The sequence below is a fragment of the Methanobrevibacter arboriphilus JCM 13429 = DSM 1125 genome (genome assembly GCF_002072215.1).
GTDB lineage: Archaea > Methanobacteriota > Methanobacteria > Methanobacteriales > Methanobacteriaceae > Methanobinarius > Methanobinarius arboriphilicus.
In genome coordinates, this window is the sequence record NZ_JXMW01000001.1 from 1 (window position 1) to 17873 (window position 17873).

Below are 17873 nucleotides of genomic sequence, written 5' to 3' on the forward strand. Positions count from 1 at the left end.
GGGGTCCCCCCGTCGCGATTTCTCACATTGCGGAGGTTTCGCGCCTGCTGCGCCCCGTAGGGCCTGGAACCTTGTCTCAGGTTCCATCTCCGGGCTCTTGCTCTCACAACCCGTACCGATAAACGGCTTGGTAAGCCATTACCTAACCAACAACCTAATCGGCCGCAGACCCATCCTTAGGCGAAAAAAAACATTTAGACGAAATACCATTACAGGAAAAAAACCATCTATCCAGTATTAGCCCCAGTTTCCCAGGGTTATCCCAGTCCTAAGGGTAGGTTATCCACGTGTTACTGAGCCGTATGCCACGAAAAAAAATCGTTCGACTTGCATGGCTTAATCGAACCCCAATAGCAGTAGCCTCTGCCAGGATCAAACAGATTTGACAGAAAAAAAAATTCTATTACAACAAATTATAATCCATAAAAAAAAATACATTCCCACAGACAATCCATCATAAAAAAAAATAGAAGTACACATAAAAAAATATAGACAGGATAATACACAAAAAAAAATCACATCTTACAGGAAAAAAATACATCCCAAAAAAAAAAACATAAGACACAACAATCAAATATCACCACATCTACCAAACCAACATCAAATCTAACAAAAAAACATTAGACTCTCATAAAAAAACATGCACAAACAACATAAACCACAAAAAAATACCATCTACAACTACATTATAAACATGATACCTTAATATAATAAATAAACATTATCTAAACATGAAAAATCTAGCCACATGCGGAACAATGGTCATCATAATCCAAAAAAATGCCAACACATCAAAACTCAAACCAACGCCAAAAACACAAAACACATGGCACAACCAATACACCAACCCACAACAACAACAAAAACCAACAAAAAAAATTGCAAAACAACAAAAACAAACCTAAAAACGCCAAAAACAAATGAAAAAGCAAAAAATAAAATTTTATAATAAAATTTCCCATTAATAAATTACCTCATATCAAATTCTTTATAGTAAATTCCTTATACTAGTTAAACATATACTATATAAACAATTATTAGACTAATAGGATAATAATGAAAAATATTAACAATTTTAATATTAATAATTTTTAGTAAATAATTTTTAATAAGGAAGAAAAAATGAAAATTAAAATAACAAAGGACGGCCCATACATAGTGACTGGGAATATTCCACTGCATAATGAAATAATAGCTTGTGATGAAGAAGGAAATACTATTGGTTTTAAAGAAAAAGAAAAAATAGATTCTAGTGAAACATATACTCTTTGTAGATGTGGAGAAAGTAAAAATAAACCGTTTTGTGATGGGTCTCATTTGAAAATCAACTTCGATGGAACTGAAGTTGTTAGTAAAAAAATATATGAAGAAAGCTTAACTACATTTGAAACAGATAAAATACGTTTAGACGATGCAATAGAACTTTGTGATCATTCTAGATTCTGTCAAAAAGATGAAGGAATCAGAAAGTTAATAGAAAAAGGAAATCCTGAATCAATAAAAATTGCAAAAGAACAAGCTTCTAACTGTCCATCTGGAAGACTCTTAATTTTAGATAAAGAAAGTGGAGAATCTACAGAAAAAGAATATGAAAAGGAAATTGTAATACTATATGATCAAGGTAAAGATTGTGAAGGACCTATATGGGTTAAAGGTAAAATTCCTATAGAAAGTGAAGATGGTGATTTTTATGAAAAAAGAAATCGAATAACACTTTGTAGATGTGGAAAATCAAACCACAAGCCTTTTTGTGATGGTAAACATTGGATGTCTCCAGAAATGGAATATAAATTCAGAAAAAAATGGAACTTAAAAGATCTTGATTAAAATTTTCATAAATATGAATTCTTAATATAAAGTCGAATTCTTAAAATCAATACTATATAAAATTCATATTACTATTTAATATTTTATATTAATAATTTTATATCAATATTTTATTATAAATTATATTTCTTATTATTATAAATGACGTAACTTATAAAATGTATAATTATAAATTTAGGTTAATATTATAAATTATATAAACAATATTCTATTTTATATAAATTATATTCTATTTCTTTTTTAAACTAAAATCAGATTATATTATTATAAACTCCATAAAAATACTGAAAATGATTTATTAATAAAAATAAATAATAAACAAACAAAAATAACATTGAAAAACAACAATATCAAATATTATCTGATATTACATATTTAAAGTTTTCTATTATAATCAAATATAAAATACTTTATATATAGAAGCACTTAAAAATTAATTGGTGATAAAATATGAAGTTCGGTATCGAATTTGTTCCAAATGAACCAATTGATAAAATTGCAAAGCTTGTTAAATTGGCAGAAGACGTAGGATTTGAATATGTCTGGATTACTGACCATTACAACAACAAGAACGTATATGAAGCATTAGCTTTATTAGCTGAAGCAACAGAGACTATTAAATTAGGACCTGGTGTAACCAATCCTTATGTAAGAAGTCCAGCTGTAACAGCTGCAGCAATTGCTACTTTAGATGAATTATCCAATGGTAGAGCTACTCTAGGTATTGGACCTGGAGACAAAGCTACTTTCGATGCTCTCGGAATTGAATGGACAAAACCAGTAAGTACCATCAAAAGTGCTATAGAAATGATGGAAACTTTAATGTCTGGTGGAAAAACAGAGTCTGGAGCTCAACTCGGTGGAGTAAAAGCAGTCCAAGATAAAATCCCTATTTATATGGGTGCCCAAGGACCTATGATGTTAAAAACCGCAGGAGAATGTTCCGACGGTGCTTTAATTAACGCATCAAACCCTAAAGACTTTGAAGCTGCAGTGCCTTTAATTGAAGAAGGAGCTAAAGCTGGTGGAAAATCTATGTCTGATGTTGACGTAGCTGCATACACTTGCTGTTCTATTGCTGCTGATTCTGCTGCTGCTGTAAATGCTGCAAAAATTGTTGTAGCTTTCATTGCTGCTGGTTCCCCACCTCCTGTATTACAAAGACATGGATTGCCTGAAGGAATCAACGAAAAACTCGGAGGATTAATTGGTAAAGGTGACTTTGGTGGAGCTATTGGTGCAGTAAGTGACGACTTAATGGAAGCTTTCTCTGTATGTGGTACACCTGATGAGTTTATACCAAAAATCGAAGCTCTCGGAGAAATGGGTGTTACACAATACGTAGCAGGTTCCCCAATCGGACCAGATAAAGAAGAATCTATTAAATTATTAGGAGACGTTATAAGCAGCTTCTAAGCTGAATAACTTCTTTTTATTTCTTTTTTATTTTTTATACATTATTCTTATTTTTATAACTTATTAAATCATTATAGCTTATTCTAACTGTATAGCTTATTCTATTTATAATTCATTCTATTTTTATAATTTATTATATCAAATTCTAAATAAAATTCTAAACAATTGAATTTTTAATATTATATCTCCTACAAACATTCTCTAGATTTTTATAAATATTATTTTGATAGTTAATATTAGGATAATCTTTTTCTTTAAAAATATTTTTAGTAGGTTCAACAAATTTAGGAAAGTTTTCATTAAGTATCTTATAATATTTTGTTTTAGAATCATTATTTCCATCCCCAAATAATGTAAGAGGCCCTCCAAAAATATAATCAACTCCAATATCACTGAAAATAGAAACAAATTTATCAATAGCATTATATGAATCTGAAATAAAAGGAAGAAGTGGCATTAATGATACTCCTACTAAAAATTTTTCATCTTTTAATTTTTTAATAGCTTTTAACCTTCTGTTTAGGTTTGGAACATTTGGTTCAAAAATTTTAGCTACTTTTTCATCCAATGATGAAAATGAAAATGTTATCATTACTTTTGAATCAAGATGTTCTATATCTTTTGGTAATAGTCCATTTTTATTAATTTTTTTAAACAAATCAATGTCTCTTAAAACCAGATCAGATTTAGTTACTAAGTGTATAGGAAATCTAAATCTATTAGCTATTTTTAGTAAATCTCTAGTAAGAAATAATTCTTTTTCGATGTCAATATAAGGATCAGTAGCAGAGCCAAATAGAATAATTCCTCGCTCCCCTGTCTTTGATTTCCTTTTTAATTGATTTTTAAGAATATCTAAAGCATTAGATTTTATATAAAAAGATTTAGTAGAACCAGCATATTTGCTTCCATTAATATAACAATATTTACAATCAAAAGAACAACCTAAGTAAGGATTTAAAGAATAATCTCCTAAAAATACTCCCCTATTTTCTTTACTTTTATTAAGAATTGTTTTAACATTTTTTTCTTTAAAACCGTGTTTTTTAGCTAATTCATGAAAATTAAAACTATTATTAATAATATTATTAATATCAAAATTATTAGGATTATGGTTTTCATTATTTTCTAAAGAATCTTGATTTTTTTCTTTATTACTAAAATAATCTAATGGTATATCAGAGATTGTTTCACTTCCATATAAATTATAATCTTCTATATACTTTTAATAACTAAAATTTATTAATTTGTTAACCTACTTATTTTTTATTTTTAATCTTTTATAGATCAATATAGTTACTAAATTTATTTAATTATCTATTGATATGTTTGATTATATATTGATTATCTATTTATTATGTATTAGCTATGTATAATTATAAGCTATGTATGATTATATATTAATTATATATTGATTATGTATGATTTTTATATATCAATTATAATCCTATAAAACATGTTATTATATAAAATAATTATTATTATATTAAAATAATAATATATTATATAATTAATTTATAATTTAAAAATTTTATATAATTTATATATCTTAAAGATTTAGAAATCAAAGGAAAAATTAAAGATTTAAAAATAAATATAAACATAAAAGAGAATATTAGAATAATATTATAAATAATCACAGATAGAACAAATACTATATATAAAACAAATAAATAAAGCAAGGGTTAAAAATAATGGAAATTCAAAAACTTAATAAAGAAATAAGAGATAATTACCTTGAAAGAATGAAAATAAGACCTCCAGAAAGGTTATCTGTAAGTTGGTATCAAGATGATTTACTTTATAGAGGATCTGGAAAAAGTTTATTTGTAATAGTGCCAACTCCAGGCTGTTCATGGGCATTAGGAGATTCTGGAGGATGTACTATGTGTAGCTATATTTCAGACTGTACATTAGAACCAATTGATGATGAACTGATCATTCAATTATTTAAAAAAGAGTTAGATAAACATCTAGATGATATAAAAACTGATGGTAAAACTATGCCAATAGCTATTAAGATATTTGTTTCAGGAAGCTTTCTAAATCCTCAAGAGATTTCTAAAGAAGTTCGATGTGAAATACTTGAAACTATCTCAAAAATAGATGAAATAAAAGAAGTTATAGTTGAATCTCGTCCAGAATATGTAAAAAAAGAAGCTATTGAGGAAATATTTCCAATTATTGGAGATAGGTTATTTGAGGTAAGCATTGGATTAGAATCTCAAAATGAATTTATAAGAGAAGAAAAGATTAACAAAGGATTTTCAAAAGAAGACTTTGAAAAAGCTGTAAACATAATGGCAAAAATAGATAATGATGAAGATAATGATTATAAGGCTAAATCTAAAGCATATATTTTCATAAAACCAATTTTAACATCAGAAAAAGAAGCAATAGATGAAGCTATTCAAACAGCATACTATGCAGAAAGTGTTGGAGTAAGTAGAGTTTCTTTTTGTCCAGCAACAATACACAAAGGAACAATAATAGAAAGATTTTGGAGAAAAGGATCTTATCAACCCCCTTGGATATGGAGTGTAATTGAAGTCATAAATGAGACTAGAAAAAATTTAAATATTCCTTCATTTATGGATACATCAGGTTTTGGATCTCGTAGAGGACCATATAATTGTAAAAAATGTAATAAAGATCTTAAACACACTATTATTGATTCAAATATTAAACAAAGTGTTATTGATGATTATGAATGCCAGTGTAAAAATGAATGGCTAGCTGAAATAAATTCTAAAAATTTTAATAAATCTAAAACAAAAATTAAACATTTACCCCTTATATGATTAAATTAAAAATGTATGCAATTAAACTAATTAAAAAATACAAAAAATACAAAAAATATATAAATAAAATTACATAAAGTATTATTAGTATTCTTATGTATTATTATATATTATTTATAAAATATATTTATAAAATATAAATTATATTTATAGAATATAAATTAATGATAATATATTGAAATATGGTTTGTAGTATGGAGGTTTGAATATGAAAAAATCAATGCTTAGTATTTTAGCAATAGTATTAGGTTTAATTATAATAGCATTTCCAATGGTAGGGTTAATTGGTGCTCAAGCTATTATTGGTGTGGCCGTTCTTTTAATGGGTGTATTTTTATTAATTAGTGGAATTTCAGAAGTAGATTATAGTCCCAGCAGAGGCATAGCTACAGTAATTATTGGTATTTTAATATTAATTTTAGGTTTAATCTTATTATTTAGTCCAAATACCTTTGCATTTTTAGCTGCTCTGACAATATACTTAGCTGGAATATTACTTATTATTGCAGGACTAGTAACATTAATTGGAAATAAAGATAGTGGTTTTTCATTTTGGAGTGGAGTTCTTGGAATAATATTAGGTGTTATATATATAATTTTAGGAACTTATGCTAGAGATCCTATGGTTTTAGGAGCATTAATAGGTATCTGGTTAATATTAACTGGAATAATTAGACTTCTTGATAATTAAAACTATACTTAAATAAATTTAAAATAAATTTATTATTTATAATCAGATTAATCTAACTGATTATTTTATTTTCTATTTTTTAATATTTCAATATCTTGTAGTTTATTTACTAAAAATTTTATTAAGAAACTTTATTAAAAATTTTTATTAAATTAAAATTAATTTTAGCTCAAATAATAAACAATTGTATACTTAATTCATTTTTATATTTAACTCTTTTATGTTTATATTATAAATCTTATTGAATGAAATAATGCTGTGAAAAATATGATTGGAATAAGTGCAGATTTTGACCCAGTACATTTAGGGCATATGAAGCTAATAGAAAAGGGAAAAGAAATAGCTGAAAAAACTGGAGATGAAGTAGTAATATATCTAAACAAAGGTTATAGTGCAAATCATGCGCCATTTTTCACTCCATTTGAAGCAAGAAAAGACATGGCATTAGCTGCAGGAGCAGATAAAGTAGTGGGTATTGAAGGACTTCACCATAGACTAACTTTAGCATATAGTGTACCAATCAGAATAGCTATGATGATAGAAGATGGAGTAGTGGATTATGTAGATGCTGCCAATGTATCAACTCCAGAAATTATTAAATATGCACAAAAATTTGTAAAACAGGGAATATTTGTAGGGATCCCAAGGAATCTTCCCAATCGTAATGTTATAAGATGGTTTGCTGTTAATGAATTTCTAAAAGAGAAATACGGAAGAAATATGGATTTTCATATCATTCCAGAATTAGAAATTAATAATAAAGAAGTTAATGATAAAGAATTTAATGATAAAGAAGCTAATGGTAAAGAATCTATTGGTAAAATATCTGGAAGAGAAATTAGAAAATCCATTATTAAAAATAATATGGAAATACCAGAAGAAACAAAAGAACTACTTCCAAAAACAACAATAAAAATTCTTCAAAGAGAAATAAAAAAAGGAACAATACCTGGAAGGAGAAATTGGGATATTATAAAAAAAAGAATGAATACTTGTTCTAGGCCTAATTTAATGAATATATCTTATCTAAATGGAAATGCAATTAATGAGATAATAAAAGGAAGAGTTTATAGAGATGAAGAGTCTATATGGGCAACATTTAGAAGAGCAGGTTATGGTCCAGTCCTTACTCGTTTAGCTATTAGCTCAATTGAAGAAGGAGTGACAAGACAAGAAGTAGTAAACTTAATGAAAAGCTATGAAGAAAAAGGAGTTATACCTAAAGAACAAAGTGTTGATAAGGTAATTGAAAGATCATTTTACGTTGCAGATAAATGTGAAAAAGGTGAAGCTGCTAGTGTAGCTAATAGAGAATTTAGAAGTAATTCCAATATTAAAATAGACGATATTCCACTATTTATTGATGCAGGATTATACCTTACAAAATTTGAAACAAAAGTATTGAAGAGAAATCTAAATAATGATTTAAAAGAAGAAGCTTCAGAAAAAAATAAATTAAATCCTCAAATTTATATTAATAAAGATGGAAAACTTTCTTGTGAGATTAGAGTTGAGAATAAAAAAATAAAAACCAATCTAAGATTACATAGTAGAGATGTTACTTATATAAGGTATATTCTTGATTCACAATTTATACCAGTATCTGCTAAAATAATAAAGAAAAAAGAAGGATTTAGAATAAGGATTTTTATACATAATCAATGAAATACATAGTCAATGAAAATAATTTCATTAACAATAACAATTATTAGCCCTAATATTAAAAATAACAGTTATTAATCATAATTTTATTAATAATACTAGCTTATTAACCATGAAAAGCTATTTTATTTCTTTAAATTTATTTTGTGTAGCTTTAATCATATTATTATCTTTAAAATCATTTGAAGATTGAATGTTTTCTAAAAATTTTAAAATTTCGCTCATTTCTTCATATTTTCTTTCATGTGAATTTTTTAAACTCTTAATTCTTGATTTAGCTTGAATTTCAAAATCTTTACCTTCAGTAATAGATAAAACTTCAAAAAACTCATCTCCCATATTGAAGCTTTCTGAAATTTTAAAAGCCTCATAAGTTACAGCTGTAAGTGATTTTGAATAAATGCTCCTAATCATTTTTATATAGGAAGCATCTGTAATATTACTTCCTATAACTTTAATATTAAGTCCATAGTCTTTTAAAAGAAGTAAATCATTAGAATTTTCCCCAGAAAGATAAATGATCTGATTTTTAGAAGATATTTTCCCAATGATAGATCCTTTTATAAAATTTGAGGATTTTGTTTCATTTATACCCTTAAAAAAGTCAAATATTTCTAAAGTCGTTTTAGGAGAAATATTATTTAAATCTAAAAAAATTCCATTAGTTAATACCCCATATTTTTTAGATATTTCTAAAGCTTCAAAAGGAGAGACAGTAGATATTAAAATATCGGAAGATAAAGCAACATCTTCAAAGCTATTAACCAAATCTATTCCAGAATTTTTAGCTAATTTCTTTGTTTTATCACTTCGACCATTTATAGAGCTTAAAACATTAACATTGTTATCTAAAAGTTTTTTTGAAATCGTTGAAGCAACCTCTCCAAAACCAATGAAGCCTATTTTCAAATTAACACCATAATATTGATTTATTAACTATATTAATTTTAATTATGTTTAATTATGCTTAATCTCATTAATGTGATTAGTTGTGATTAATATGATTAATTATGCTTAATTATACTTAATTATGATTATGTTAATTAATTATATTAGTAGATCATAACTTTAAAAGCACATTATCTTTCTCTTCAAGATCAATATCTTTAGCTATAGCGCTACATTTTACACATAAAAGACAAAAAACATCTTTATTTTCAAGATCAATTTCAGTTAAGCCTTCATAATTTCCAAGACCCTTAGATATTATAAAATCATGAGAATCGAAAATTTTCCTAAATTCTTCAGAAGCTTCTTCATATACTATGCCAACCGAATCAGTACCAATAGTTGTTAAATTAGCAATTTCATTAAGGCCAACATCTAATGCATCTTCTAAACAAGCATCATTAAGAATTGGTTTTTCTTTAAGAGCAACAGTGATCTCTAATCCAAACTCTCTTAATTTCTCAATAAGTAGTTTATCAAAAACAATCTCACCAGTATTATCTGCAAGATAAAGTAAGCGATTATGATTAGAAATAGCTTTTTTGAGTTTATCAATATCATTTATAGCTAATTTCTTTTTTAAATTAGAAAGTATGAAATTTTGAGGGTTGAAATCAAGACCCAAAGCTCCAAAATCTAGTATATTACCTACAATAGCTATTTTAATATAATTTTCAAGAGTGTTATCTTTTTCTAAGAGTTTTTGAATTTTAGGAAGGAATTCAAGAGCTATTTTATTCCCAATGATTTTTTCTTTATAGTAAGGATCATCACAATTAGTTTTCTCTTTTATGATTCTATGTACAGCTGAACCTAATTTATTAGAAGATGCACCTTCATTAAAATTTTTAGCTAAAAAATCCAGTATTTCTTCTATTAATTCTAGTTTTAAAACATCATCATCAGTTGCTAAATCCATTGCATCTTTAGATTGACGAAGAAAACAAGCACCACATTCATAATAAACTTTCATAAAAGTTGCTCACCTTAAAACTAATTTTGACATACTTTTTTCAACAAATGTATTACTAAAATTAATACTAAATATCATATTGATTATATATAACTTTTATAATATAAAAAATTAAACTATAATAAAAATTACTTAAAATATTCACTTTCGCAACTCTAAGACTAACAATTTCAAAATTAAAAATAAAAAAAATAAGGAAAATTAAGAAGATAAAAATTAAATTTTAGTTGGGATATATTTTTCCCCACCGAACATAAAATCTTTCTTAATAAAAAACTTATCACCATCTAATAAACCCATACAATCCAAAACAAACGGAATATTATTAGGATGCCAAATAATATTATAATCCACATCAAAAGGCAACTCATCAACTCTATCATATAAACCAAGTGCTAAAAATTCTTCTGTCACGTGAAGGTTGATATGATCAATTAATGGCCACAATTTATGTACCTCAGGCTCCCAAAGATGTAAACCATTTGTGAGAGCGTTAGTTCTTAAACCAAGATCTTTAGTACGTTGTAAAATATTACGAATATTAGTTAGATCCTGAGCAAACGGTTCTCCTCCTACGATCGTTGTACTATCGATATTGTCTTTATGATTATCAATATCATTTAAATGAAACGGAGTACAGCCACCGCTTCCAGATAATAATAAACGATTGCAACAGGTTAAACAGTCGAGTGAGCAATAGTTAAAGAATATAGCTAAGCTAATGTATGGAGGATCATCTATAAGTGATGTATGCCACATATAAACATTATCTATATAATCTCCTCCACTATTATTAACTTTAGCTAATTCCTTCGCATGTGAATTAATATATAACTTATCAAAATAATTAAAATCCAATTATTCATATTCTCCTATTTTTTGATTTAATGCATGACAAGAAGACAGTTGTTCTGACACCCATGCATTAAAGCAAAAAATAAAAAAATAATAATTAACTAGCAAATATCATCGTTCATCTCTATCACCCCTATAAAAAAGGATCAAAAGATTCTTATCCTCTAAATACTTTTCAATATCAAAAGATAAATAACACTATATATACTTATTAATATTATAATCCTAAAAATAAAAATAATAAAAAAGATTGAGATTGCCACATCATCAATAAAACAATAAGTTCGTACAGATATTAATTATATATAGATACTATAATTATCTACTTCATTATATATAAATATTACTATTTTTAATAATTGTCTATCCAACTAAATCAAAGATTGTAAACACATATTCTATTCAATATAATAATAAAAAAAATCTAAAAATAGCTTAATCCATGAACATGTCCTAATCTTATAGATCAAGAGGTTAAATCCCTCAAAATTCGTTTTTGAATATTTGATAATTTAGCCTTATTTCTTGAATATATGATCATCAATTGTTTATTTAGAGTATAGGTTGGTAAATTATTTATTTTTAGTTATTGTCTTTTAAATAATATAAATAAATATTAAAACTCCTAATTTTTAAGTTAAAATAGATTTTTTTGATTTTGTTGAGTTTTATAATAAACTTTCATTAGTAAACACCAAAAATATAGATTTCAACTTCATTTTCAAATTATCCACCATAAATAATCTTTATTAGTTGAATTTCATCTCCTTCTTCAATTATTTCATCTTCAATAACAATATCTCCATTTTTTTTAGCTACTACTGTTTCAGATGAGAGCTCCATATCATTTAAAATATCTTTTATAGAAGTATCCTCATTTTTAATAGTTTTAGTTTCATTTTTATTGTTGAATATAAGTTTAAAATTCATAAGCTTATCTCCTTATAACTTAATAATATATTGATTATATAATTATTATTAATTCATCTAGTATTATATAGCTAATTTTTAGTCATTTGCTAATTTAATTGTATATCTAATTGTGCATTTAGTTATTAATATTAGATATTAGATATTATTACTTATTATTACTTATTATTATTTATTTGTTATTTATTATTAGTTATTATTAGTTATTATTATTTTATTGTTAATTATGTTTATTATTGTTTATTCTAATCTTTTGCCAATTTATCTATTATTAGATCATTTTAACTCATTTAAAAAAGTACATGCCCTACATATTTCATTTGAAGACGGTTCACCACAAATAGTACAACTTTCAAAAGTAAATTCACTTTTATATTCTTTCTTTAAAGCTTTTTTGATTTTATCAAAACCTCTAAGCGTAGAATACATGATAGTAGGATGATCTTTAGACAAATTTTTAATTATTTGTCCAATTTCACCTCGAAAAGACTCTTCTGAATAAGGACAACCTGCAAAATGGACTTCTAAGTCCTTTGCTAAAGCATATAATCCAATTTCTTTTTCAGGAATCTCTCTAAGAGGTTTTATTTTTGGAGTAAAAAGAGGACTTTTTGAATCTGTTTTAGGACCTATTTTAGTTAAATTATCAACATTTCCTTCAAGATAATTCATTAATATTGCTTGAGTTTCATCATCAAGGTTGTGACCAGTAGCAATTTTAGTAGCAGAAAAATCTCTTGCAGCTCGATTTATTATCCAACGACGAAATACTCCACAATAAGTACATGAACCTCTATAATTAGGAATTTTCATCACCTCATCGAGAGTAATATTGAAAGAGTCTTTAAATGAAACTACTTTATGTTCTATTCCAAGTCTTTCTGCATGACGAATAGCTATTTCAACACCATCTTGGCGATATCCACTTATCCCTTCATCAACAGTTACAGCACAAATATCTATTATATTACGCTTTCTAAAAGTATCAAGAATATCAAGAAGGGTTACACTATCTTTACCTCCTGAAAGAGCTACAAGAACTTTATCTCCTTTTTCAAGAAGTTCTTCTTTTTTTATAGTCTTTATTACTTTTTTCTGAATACTTTCAATAAAACATTCTTTACATAAAGCCTGTCCTGATTGTTTTCTCTTTATTATAATCTTAGGATTTCCACATTTTGTACAATTTTCCATAATATGCCACTATAATTTTTATAAGATTATTTAAAATATTATTAATATATCTTATTATAAACTATATTTTAGATTAAATTTATAATAAATATATCTATCAATAATATAATTATTAAAAATATATCCATTAATATACTTATTAAGAATATGTCCATTGATATATTTATTAAGAATATATCTATTAAAAGTATATTTATTAAAAATTGATATTAAAAATTGTATACAAAAACAAAAACATCAACAAGTAAAAGTGGTATGATGAATAAAAAAAATATAGTTATTATAGGAATTATAATAATTTGTATAATTGGTGCTTATTTTATTTTTAGTAACTTAAATAATCAAAATAATTCTAATAATTATTCTAATAATGCTAATGATATTATTAATGCTAATAATAATATTAATAATATTAATAATATTAGTGATGAAACTTTTGAACTAAAAGGTGAAAAAACTACCATTAATGGTTTAATAACTATGATTCCTAGTAAATATTCTAATGGAACTATTAAAACTAGTTCTGGCATTGAAACTTATGGGAAATATGATGATGATAGCATTTATATTACAGTTTATGATGATTCCTCCCAAGGAGAAAAAGTTTATCAGGGAGATATAGATTATTTCGCTTATGGAATAGCTAATAAAGATAACAATCCCAAAAGAGAAAACATAACAATAGCAAACCACACAATACTCTATGTCACTCAACACTCAGATACAAGAGGAGATTATAGATTGGCCTTCTTTGAAGTGAATGGTAAAAAAGTCCTTATTGAGTGGTTAGGAAATGAAGTTACTCCAGATATTGAGAATATAATTCATGGCTTCTATAAATTAAACTAGAGTAAAACTATAAAATTAAACTAAAACAAAAAAATTATTGATAATAAAAAATAAGACACAACAATCTAAAATCTTTAAAAATAGAAATATTTAAAAATTTAGAACAGAGATTTCTAAAAGAATCACAAAGTTTTGTACCAAAATTTCCTATTGCTATTTTGTACTAATACTATGTACTAATACTAGTACTGATACTAGTACTGATACTTGTACTAATATTAGTACTGATACTTTGTACTGGTACTTTGTAATTATATTTTTACGATTATTATATTAATCTTAATATTTAAATTTTGATAATTTTATTATAATTATAATAAATAGTAATACTTATATTTATATCATAATTATATAAATATAATAATTATATAATAATCAATTTAATTCAGGCAATCTTTTAAATAAATCAAAGTCTTGAACATATTCTTTACCTGTAATCATAGCGATCTCTGCTTTTTGAAGCTCAGAACCTAAATAAGCAGCATGTTCCAATCTTGTAACAATTCCTTGCCTTACCAACTCATCATAAATCTCTTTCACGTATCTTCCTTCAATAGTCAAATCAGGAATTGTTTTTTTAAAGTGAGTAACAACAATTTTGCTATTTCTAGGATCGATAGCATGCTCAACTCTAATTTTAAAGCTTCCTGCAGGATCAAGAATAAACCGAACAGATTCTGTTGCTTTTTCTAATGGAACATCAAAATCAGAATTCTCATAATCTTCATAAATATCCTTTCTTTTCTTTTTATCTTTATACAGAATAAGATTAATACCAAGATCCTTAGGAATAGATCCTCTTTGCTTAGCTAAAAACATCATTTTACTAGAAATAGCTAATTCATAAACACTTCCAAGAGTTTTTCCACTTTCTTCAGGAGTGAAAAGAATACTAGCTCCAAGTTCCATAGCTATTCCAGAAAGTAGAGCATTTACACCAACAGAATCAGTGTCCATAAGTTCATTAACATTTCCAACTCCAAAAAACATTGGTTCGTTCATTTTTTCATGATATTTCCTACAAGCTAAAATTGAATCAACAATACTACTACTATTAACAGGATCTAAAATCAAATCAGCTATTATTTGAATATCTTCATCAATACATGCTTTAGCTAACTCCACCATAGAATTTACCCTTTCATCAACTGTGTGTGGAACTTTTTCCTCACTAAAATTAGTTGGTAATGCTACAGCAGGAACATTATACTTTTTTAAAAGAGGTAAAACTTTTTTATAGTTTCCTAAATCAATACTAAGAACTAAATCAATTCCATTTTCAATAGCCACAGAAATTTCTTTTGGGTTCAATGTATCAATACTAAGAGCTTTATTTCCAACAATAGGGCGTAGTGTAGCTATCATATCTGGAATTTTATCTGAAAAATCTTCACCAGCTACCATTCCAATATCAATCATGTCTGCACCATTTATCAAAAAGTACTCACATTTTCTGATAAGCTCTTCTTTAGTTAAAATAGGTGCATTAGCTATTTCAGCTAAAATTCTCATTGGAAAATCTTCACCAACAGCTAAATTTCCAACTAATATATTATTAGGCTTTTCAAGCAACCTCTCCCTATTTTCAATATCTGATTCAAACTCATTTATTAATTTAATAGCTTTCTTTCTTTTTTCTTCTTCAATTAATTTATCTGCAGGTTTAGAAGTTGAAAGTTTTAAATCATCAATTAAATCTAATACCATCCCAATATCTGCTCCATCGGTTGGTCCTTTAAATGTTGGAATGTTTAAAGATTCAGATATTTCATCAGTAGATTTTCTCATAAGCCCTGGAGTTATGATAAGATCAATAGAACCATTAGCTAATTCTTCTTCATAGTTATTTTTTAATTCTTTAATTATCATTCTTGGAGTCAAAAACGCAGCTATTTGTGAATCAGCTAAATGGACAATAACCTCCTTATTAGACTCTGAAGCAATTTTTTCAACTGAAGAATAGGCTAAATTTCCAGTTACAATAAGTATTGTCATAAAATCTCAACTTTTATTTTCATAATTATTCTTATAAACTTTTATAATTTTTTTATAATTCTTATAATAATTATCTTTAGATTATTATGATATTAATGATCATTTTTATAATTATATATTTAATAATGGATAATATATATTTAATAATTGATAAATTATTTTATTAAATAAACTGTTTCATTATGTTGTTTTATTATATTATTAATTATAATTAATTTATTAAATTAGTATATTAAATTGATTTATTAATCTATAATTTATTAAGTTAATTTATTAAGTTATATTTTTAAAAGTCATATTTTTAATTAATCATTTTTTTAATTGAATTAAAATTAACATATATATTAAAATTAACAGATATAATCAATATTAATCGATGAAATAGTAACATTAATAGACAATACAAATACTAATAGACAATATAACAACATTATTAGATACTATTATTAGATAAAATATTAATAATAAATAATAGTATGAATAATAATATTAATAATAGTAATACTTATTTTTTAATAATAATGAATAATTTTATAACATTGTAAAAGTTTATATATCTTGTAATTTATAATGATTATACATGATGAATGGAGGAAATTTGAATGATTGAAATTCGTTTTCACGGCCGTGGAGGACAAGGTGCCGTTACCGCAGCAGAGATATTAGCAAAGGCTGCATTCGAAGATGGGAAATTTTCACAAGCATTTCCGTTCTTTGGAGTAGAAAGACGGGGCGCTCCTGTTATGGCTTTCACAAGAATTGATGATAAACCTATACAAATAAGATATCAAGTTCAAAATCCTGATTATGTAGTTGTCCTTGACGATGGATTGTTAGATGTTGTAAATGTTTTTTCTGGAATAAAGAATGACAGTTCTATAATTATAAACACAAATAAAGAAGAAAACCTAGAAAAAAATAAGGACAAAGAAATTTATAATATTGATGCAACAGGAATTGCTTTAGAAAATCTAGGAGTTCCTATTGTGAATACTATTATGTTAGGATCATTTGCAAAAAAAAGTGGCGAAGTGTCTCTTGGGTCTATTATTAAAGTTATAAAAGAAACTTTCCCTGGAAAACTTGGAGATAAAAATTCAAAAGCCGCTGAAATTGCTTATAATCAAATTTAATAGCTTAAATTAATTTTTGAATATTTCAAATATTTTTAGAATATTCTAAAAATATTTTTAAATTTATAATAAACTTTTAAAGTTATATTAATAATCTTAAAATTATAGTATAACTTTTAATACAAAATATAATTCTATAATAAAAGAATAATTCAATAATAGAATAATTTTATAATTAATTTTATAATAAAATAATTCTATAATAAAATAATTTTATAATAAAAATTTAATTTTAAATATAAGGTGATTAAATGGATTCTGTTGGAGGAGCTGTAAAAACCCCTGGAAGTACTAGAAATAATAAAACAGGAAGTTGGAGAACATTTAAACCTATTCTTGATAAAGAAAAGTGTATTGATTGTGATAACTGTATTATGTTCTGTCCAGAAGGATGTATAAACAAAGATCATGATATAGATTATGATTATTGTAAAGGTTGCGGGATATGTGAAGTAGAATGTCCAGTAAAAGCAATCAAAATGGAAAGAGAATAATCAATCAAAGAAAATAATCAATCATAATTAATTAGAAAGCATTAATTTAAATGGAAAACATCAAATGAAAAATTTAAGATTTAAAAACTAAAAAATATAGGAGAA

The 17873-nt window shown here is 25.6% G+C and carries 16 protein-coding genes and 1 rRNA gene; 9 read left to right on the top strand and 8 right to left on the bottom strand.

Features of this window, described 5'->3' with window-relative positions; translation table 11 throughout:
* Positions 1-383: ribosomal RNA gene (locus MBBAR_RS00005) — 16S ribosomal RNA — on the bottom strand; the annotation flags it as partial.
* A 365-nt stretch (positions 384-748) separates the two neighbouring features.
* On the opposite strand from MBBAR_RS00005, the gene MBBAR_RS09945 reads away from it, so the two are divergent.
* The 3 genes from MBBAR_RS09945 (at position 749) to mer (ending at position 3243) form a co-directional block, all read left to right on the top strand.
* On the top strand, positions 749-949 hold the full coding sequence (locus MBBAR_RS09945; RefSeq protein ID WP_143746071.1) for a hypothetical protein: 201 nt from the start codon (positions 749-751) through the stop codon (positions 947-949).
* Positions 950-1122: 173 nt separating this feature from the next.
* Positions 1123-1827, top strand: coding sequence for a CDGSH iron-sulfur domain-containing protein (locus tag MBBAR_RS00010; protein WP_080459248.1), 705 nt, complete (start codon positions 1123-1125; stop codon positions 1825-1827).
* A gap of 450 nt (positions 1828-2277) precedes the next feature.
* Positions 2278-3243, top strand: coding sequence for a 5,10-methylenetetrahydromethanopterin reductase (mer, locus tag MBBAR_RS00015; RefSeq protein WP_042701945.1), 966 nt, complete (start codon positions 2278-2280; stop codon positions 3241-3243).
* A gap of 157 nt (positions 3244-3400) precedes the next feature.
* On the opposite strand, the gene MBBAR_RS00020 is transcribed toward mer, so the two are convergent.
* Positions 3401-4462 carry an SPL family radical SAM protein gene (locus MBBAR_RS00020; RefSeq protein WP_346218166.1) on the bottom strand — a complete coding sequence of 354 codons (1062 nt, stop codon included), beginning with the start codon at positions 4460-4462 and terminating at the stop codon, positions 3401-3403.
* Positions 4463-4937: 475 nt separating this feature from the next.
* Between MBBAR_RS00020 and MBBAR_RS00025 the strand changes: the two genes are divergently transcribed.
* The 3 genes from MBBAR_RS00025 to MBBAR_RS00035 all read left to right on the top strand — a co-directional run bounded on the left by MBBAR_RS00025 (position 4938) and on the right by MBBAR_RS00035 (position 8400).
* On the top strand, positions 4938-6044 hold the full coding sequence (locus MBBAR_RS00025; RefSeq protein ID WP_080459250.1) for an archaeosine biosynthesis radical SAM protein RaSEA: 1107 nt from the start codon (positions 4938-4940) through the stop codon (positions 6042-6044).
* 208 nt (positions 6045-6252) lie between these two features.
* Positions 6253-6735: a DUF308 domain-containing protein gene (locus tag MBBAR_RS00030; RefSeq protein WP_080459251.1), complete on the top strand. Its 483-nt coding sequence runs from the start codon at positions 6253-6255 to the stop codon at positions 6733-6735.
* Positions 6736-6993: 258 nt separating this feature from the next.
* Positions 6994-8400, top strand: a complete 1407-nt coding sequence (locus MBBAR_RS00035) for an adenylyltransferase/cytidyltransferase family protein (protein ID WP_143746072.1) — start codon at positions 6994-6996, stop codon at positions 8398-8400.
* Between the two features lie 117 nt (positions 8401-8517).
* Here MBBAR_RS00035 and MBBAR_RS00040 read toward each other — a convergent pair whose 3' ends face one another.
* The 5 genes from MBBAR_RS00040 to MBBAR_RS00060 all read right to left on the bottom strand — a co-directional run bounded on the left by MBBAR_RS00040 (position 8518) and on the right by MBBAR_RS00060 (position 13297).
* Positions 8518-9306 (bottom strand): NAD(P)-binding domain-containing protein, encoded by a 789-nt coding sequence (locus MBBAR_RS00040; protein WP_080459253.1) that lies wholly within the window; start codon positions 9304-9306, stop codon positions 8518-8520.
* Positions 9307-9457: 151 nt separating this feature from the next.
* The gene (locus MBBAR_RS00045) at positions 9458-10318 is read right to left on the bottom strand and encodes a damage-control phosphatase ARMT1 family protein (RefSeq protein ID WP_080459254.1); all 861 of its coding nucleotides are present in this window, start codon (positions 10316-10318) and stop codon (positions 9458-9460) included.
* Between the two features lie 216 nt (positions 10319-10534).
* A complete protein-coding gene (locus MBBAR_RS00050) occupies positions 10535-11176 on the bottom strand; it encodes a 4Fe-4S cluster-binding domain-containing protein (protein ID WP_080459255.1) in 642 nt (213 codons plus the stop codon).
* A 723-nt stretch (positions 11177-11899) separates the two neighbouring features.
* Complete coding sequence (locus MBBAR_RS00055) at positions 11900-12103, bottom strand: MoaD/ThiS family protein (RefSeq protein ID WP_080459256.1); 204 nt, start codon at positions 12101-12103, stop codon at positions 11900-11902.
* 276 nt (positions 12104-12379) lie between these two features.
* On the bottom strand, positions 12380-13297 hold the full coding sequence (locus MBBAR_RS00060; protein WP_080459257.1) for a TIGR00269 family protein: 918 nt from the start codon (positions 13295-13297) through the stop codon (positions 12380-12382).
* A gap of 258 nt (positions 13298-13555) precedes the next feature.
* Here MBBAR_RS00060 and MBBAR_RS00065 point away from each other — a divergent pair, with 258 nt between their 5' ends.
* Complete coding sequence (locus MBBAR_RS00065) at positions 13556-14146, top strand: hypothetical protein (RefSeq protein ID WP_080459258.1); 591 nt, start codon at positions 13556-13558, stop codon at positions 14144-14146.
* Between the two features lie 375 nt (positions 14147-14521).
* Here MBBAR_RS00065 and MBBAR_RS00070 read toward each other — a convergent pair whose 3' ends face one another.
* Positions 14522-16141 carry a dihydropteroate synthase-like protein gene (locus MBBAR_RS00070; protein WP_080459259.1) on the bottom strand — a complete coding sequence of 540 codons (1620 nt, stop codon included), beginning with the start codon at positions 16139-16141 and terminating at the stop codon, positions 14522-14524.
* 602 nt (positions 16142-16743) lie between these two features.
* Here MBBAR_RS00070 and porC point away from each other — a divergent pair.
* Together porC and porD are read left to right on the top strand one after the other, a co-directional pair.
* Positions 16744-17274: a pyruvate synthase subunit PorC gene (gene porC / locus MBBAR_RS00075; RefSeq protein WP_080459260.1), complete on the top strand. Its 531-nt coding sequence runs from the start codon at positions 16744-16746 to the stop codon at positions 17272-17274.
* Positions 17275-17525: 251 nt separating this feature from the next.
* Positions 17526-17768, top strand: a complete 243-nt coding sequence (gene porD / locus MBBAR_RS00080) for a pyruvate synthase subunit PorD (protein ID WP_042701981.1) — start codon at positions 17526-17528, stop codon at positions 17766-17768.
* The last annotated feature ends 105 nt before the right edge of the window (positions 17769-17873 follow it).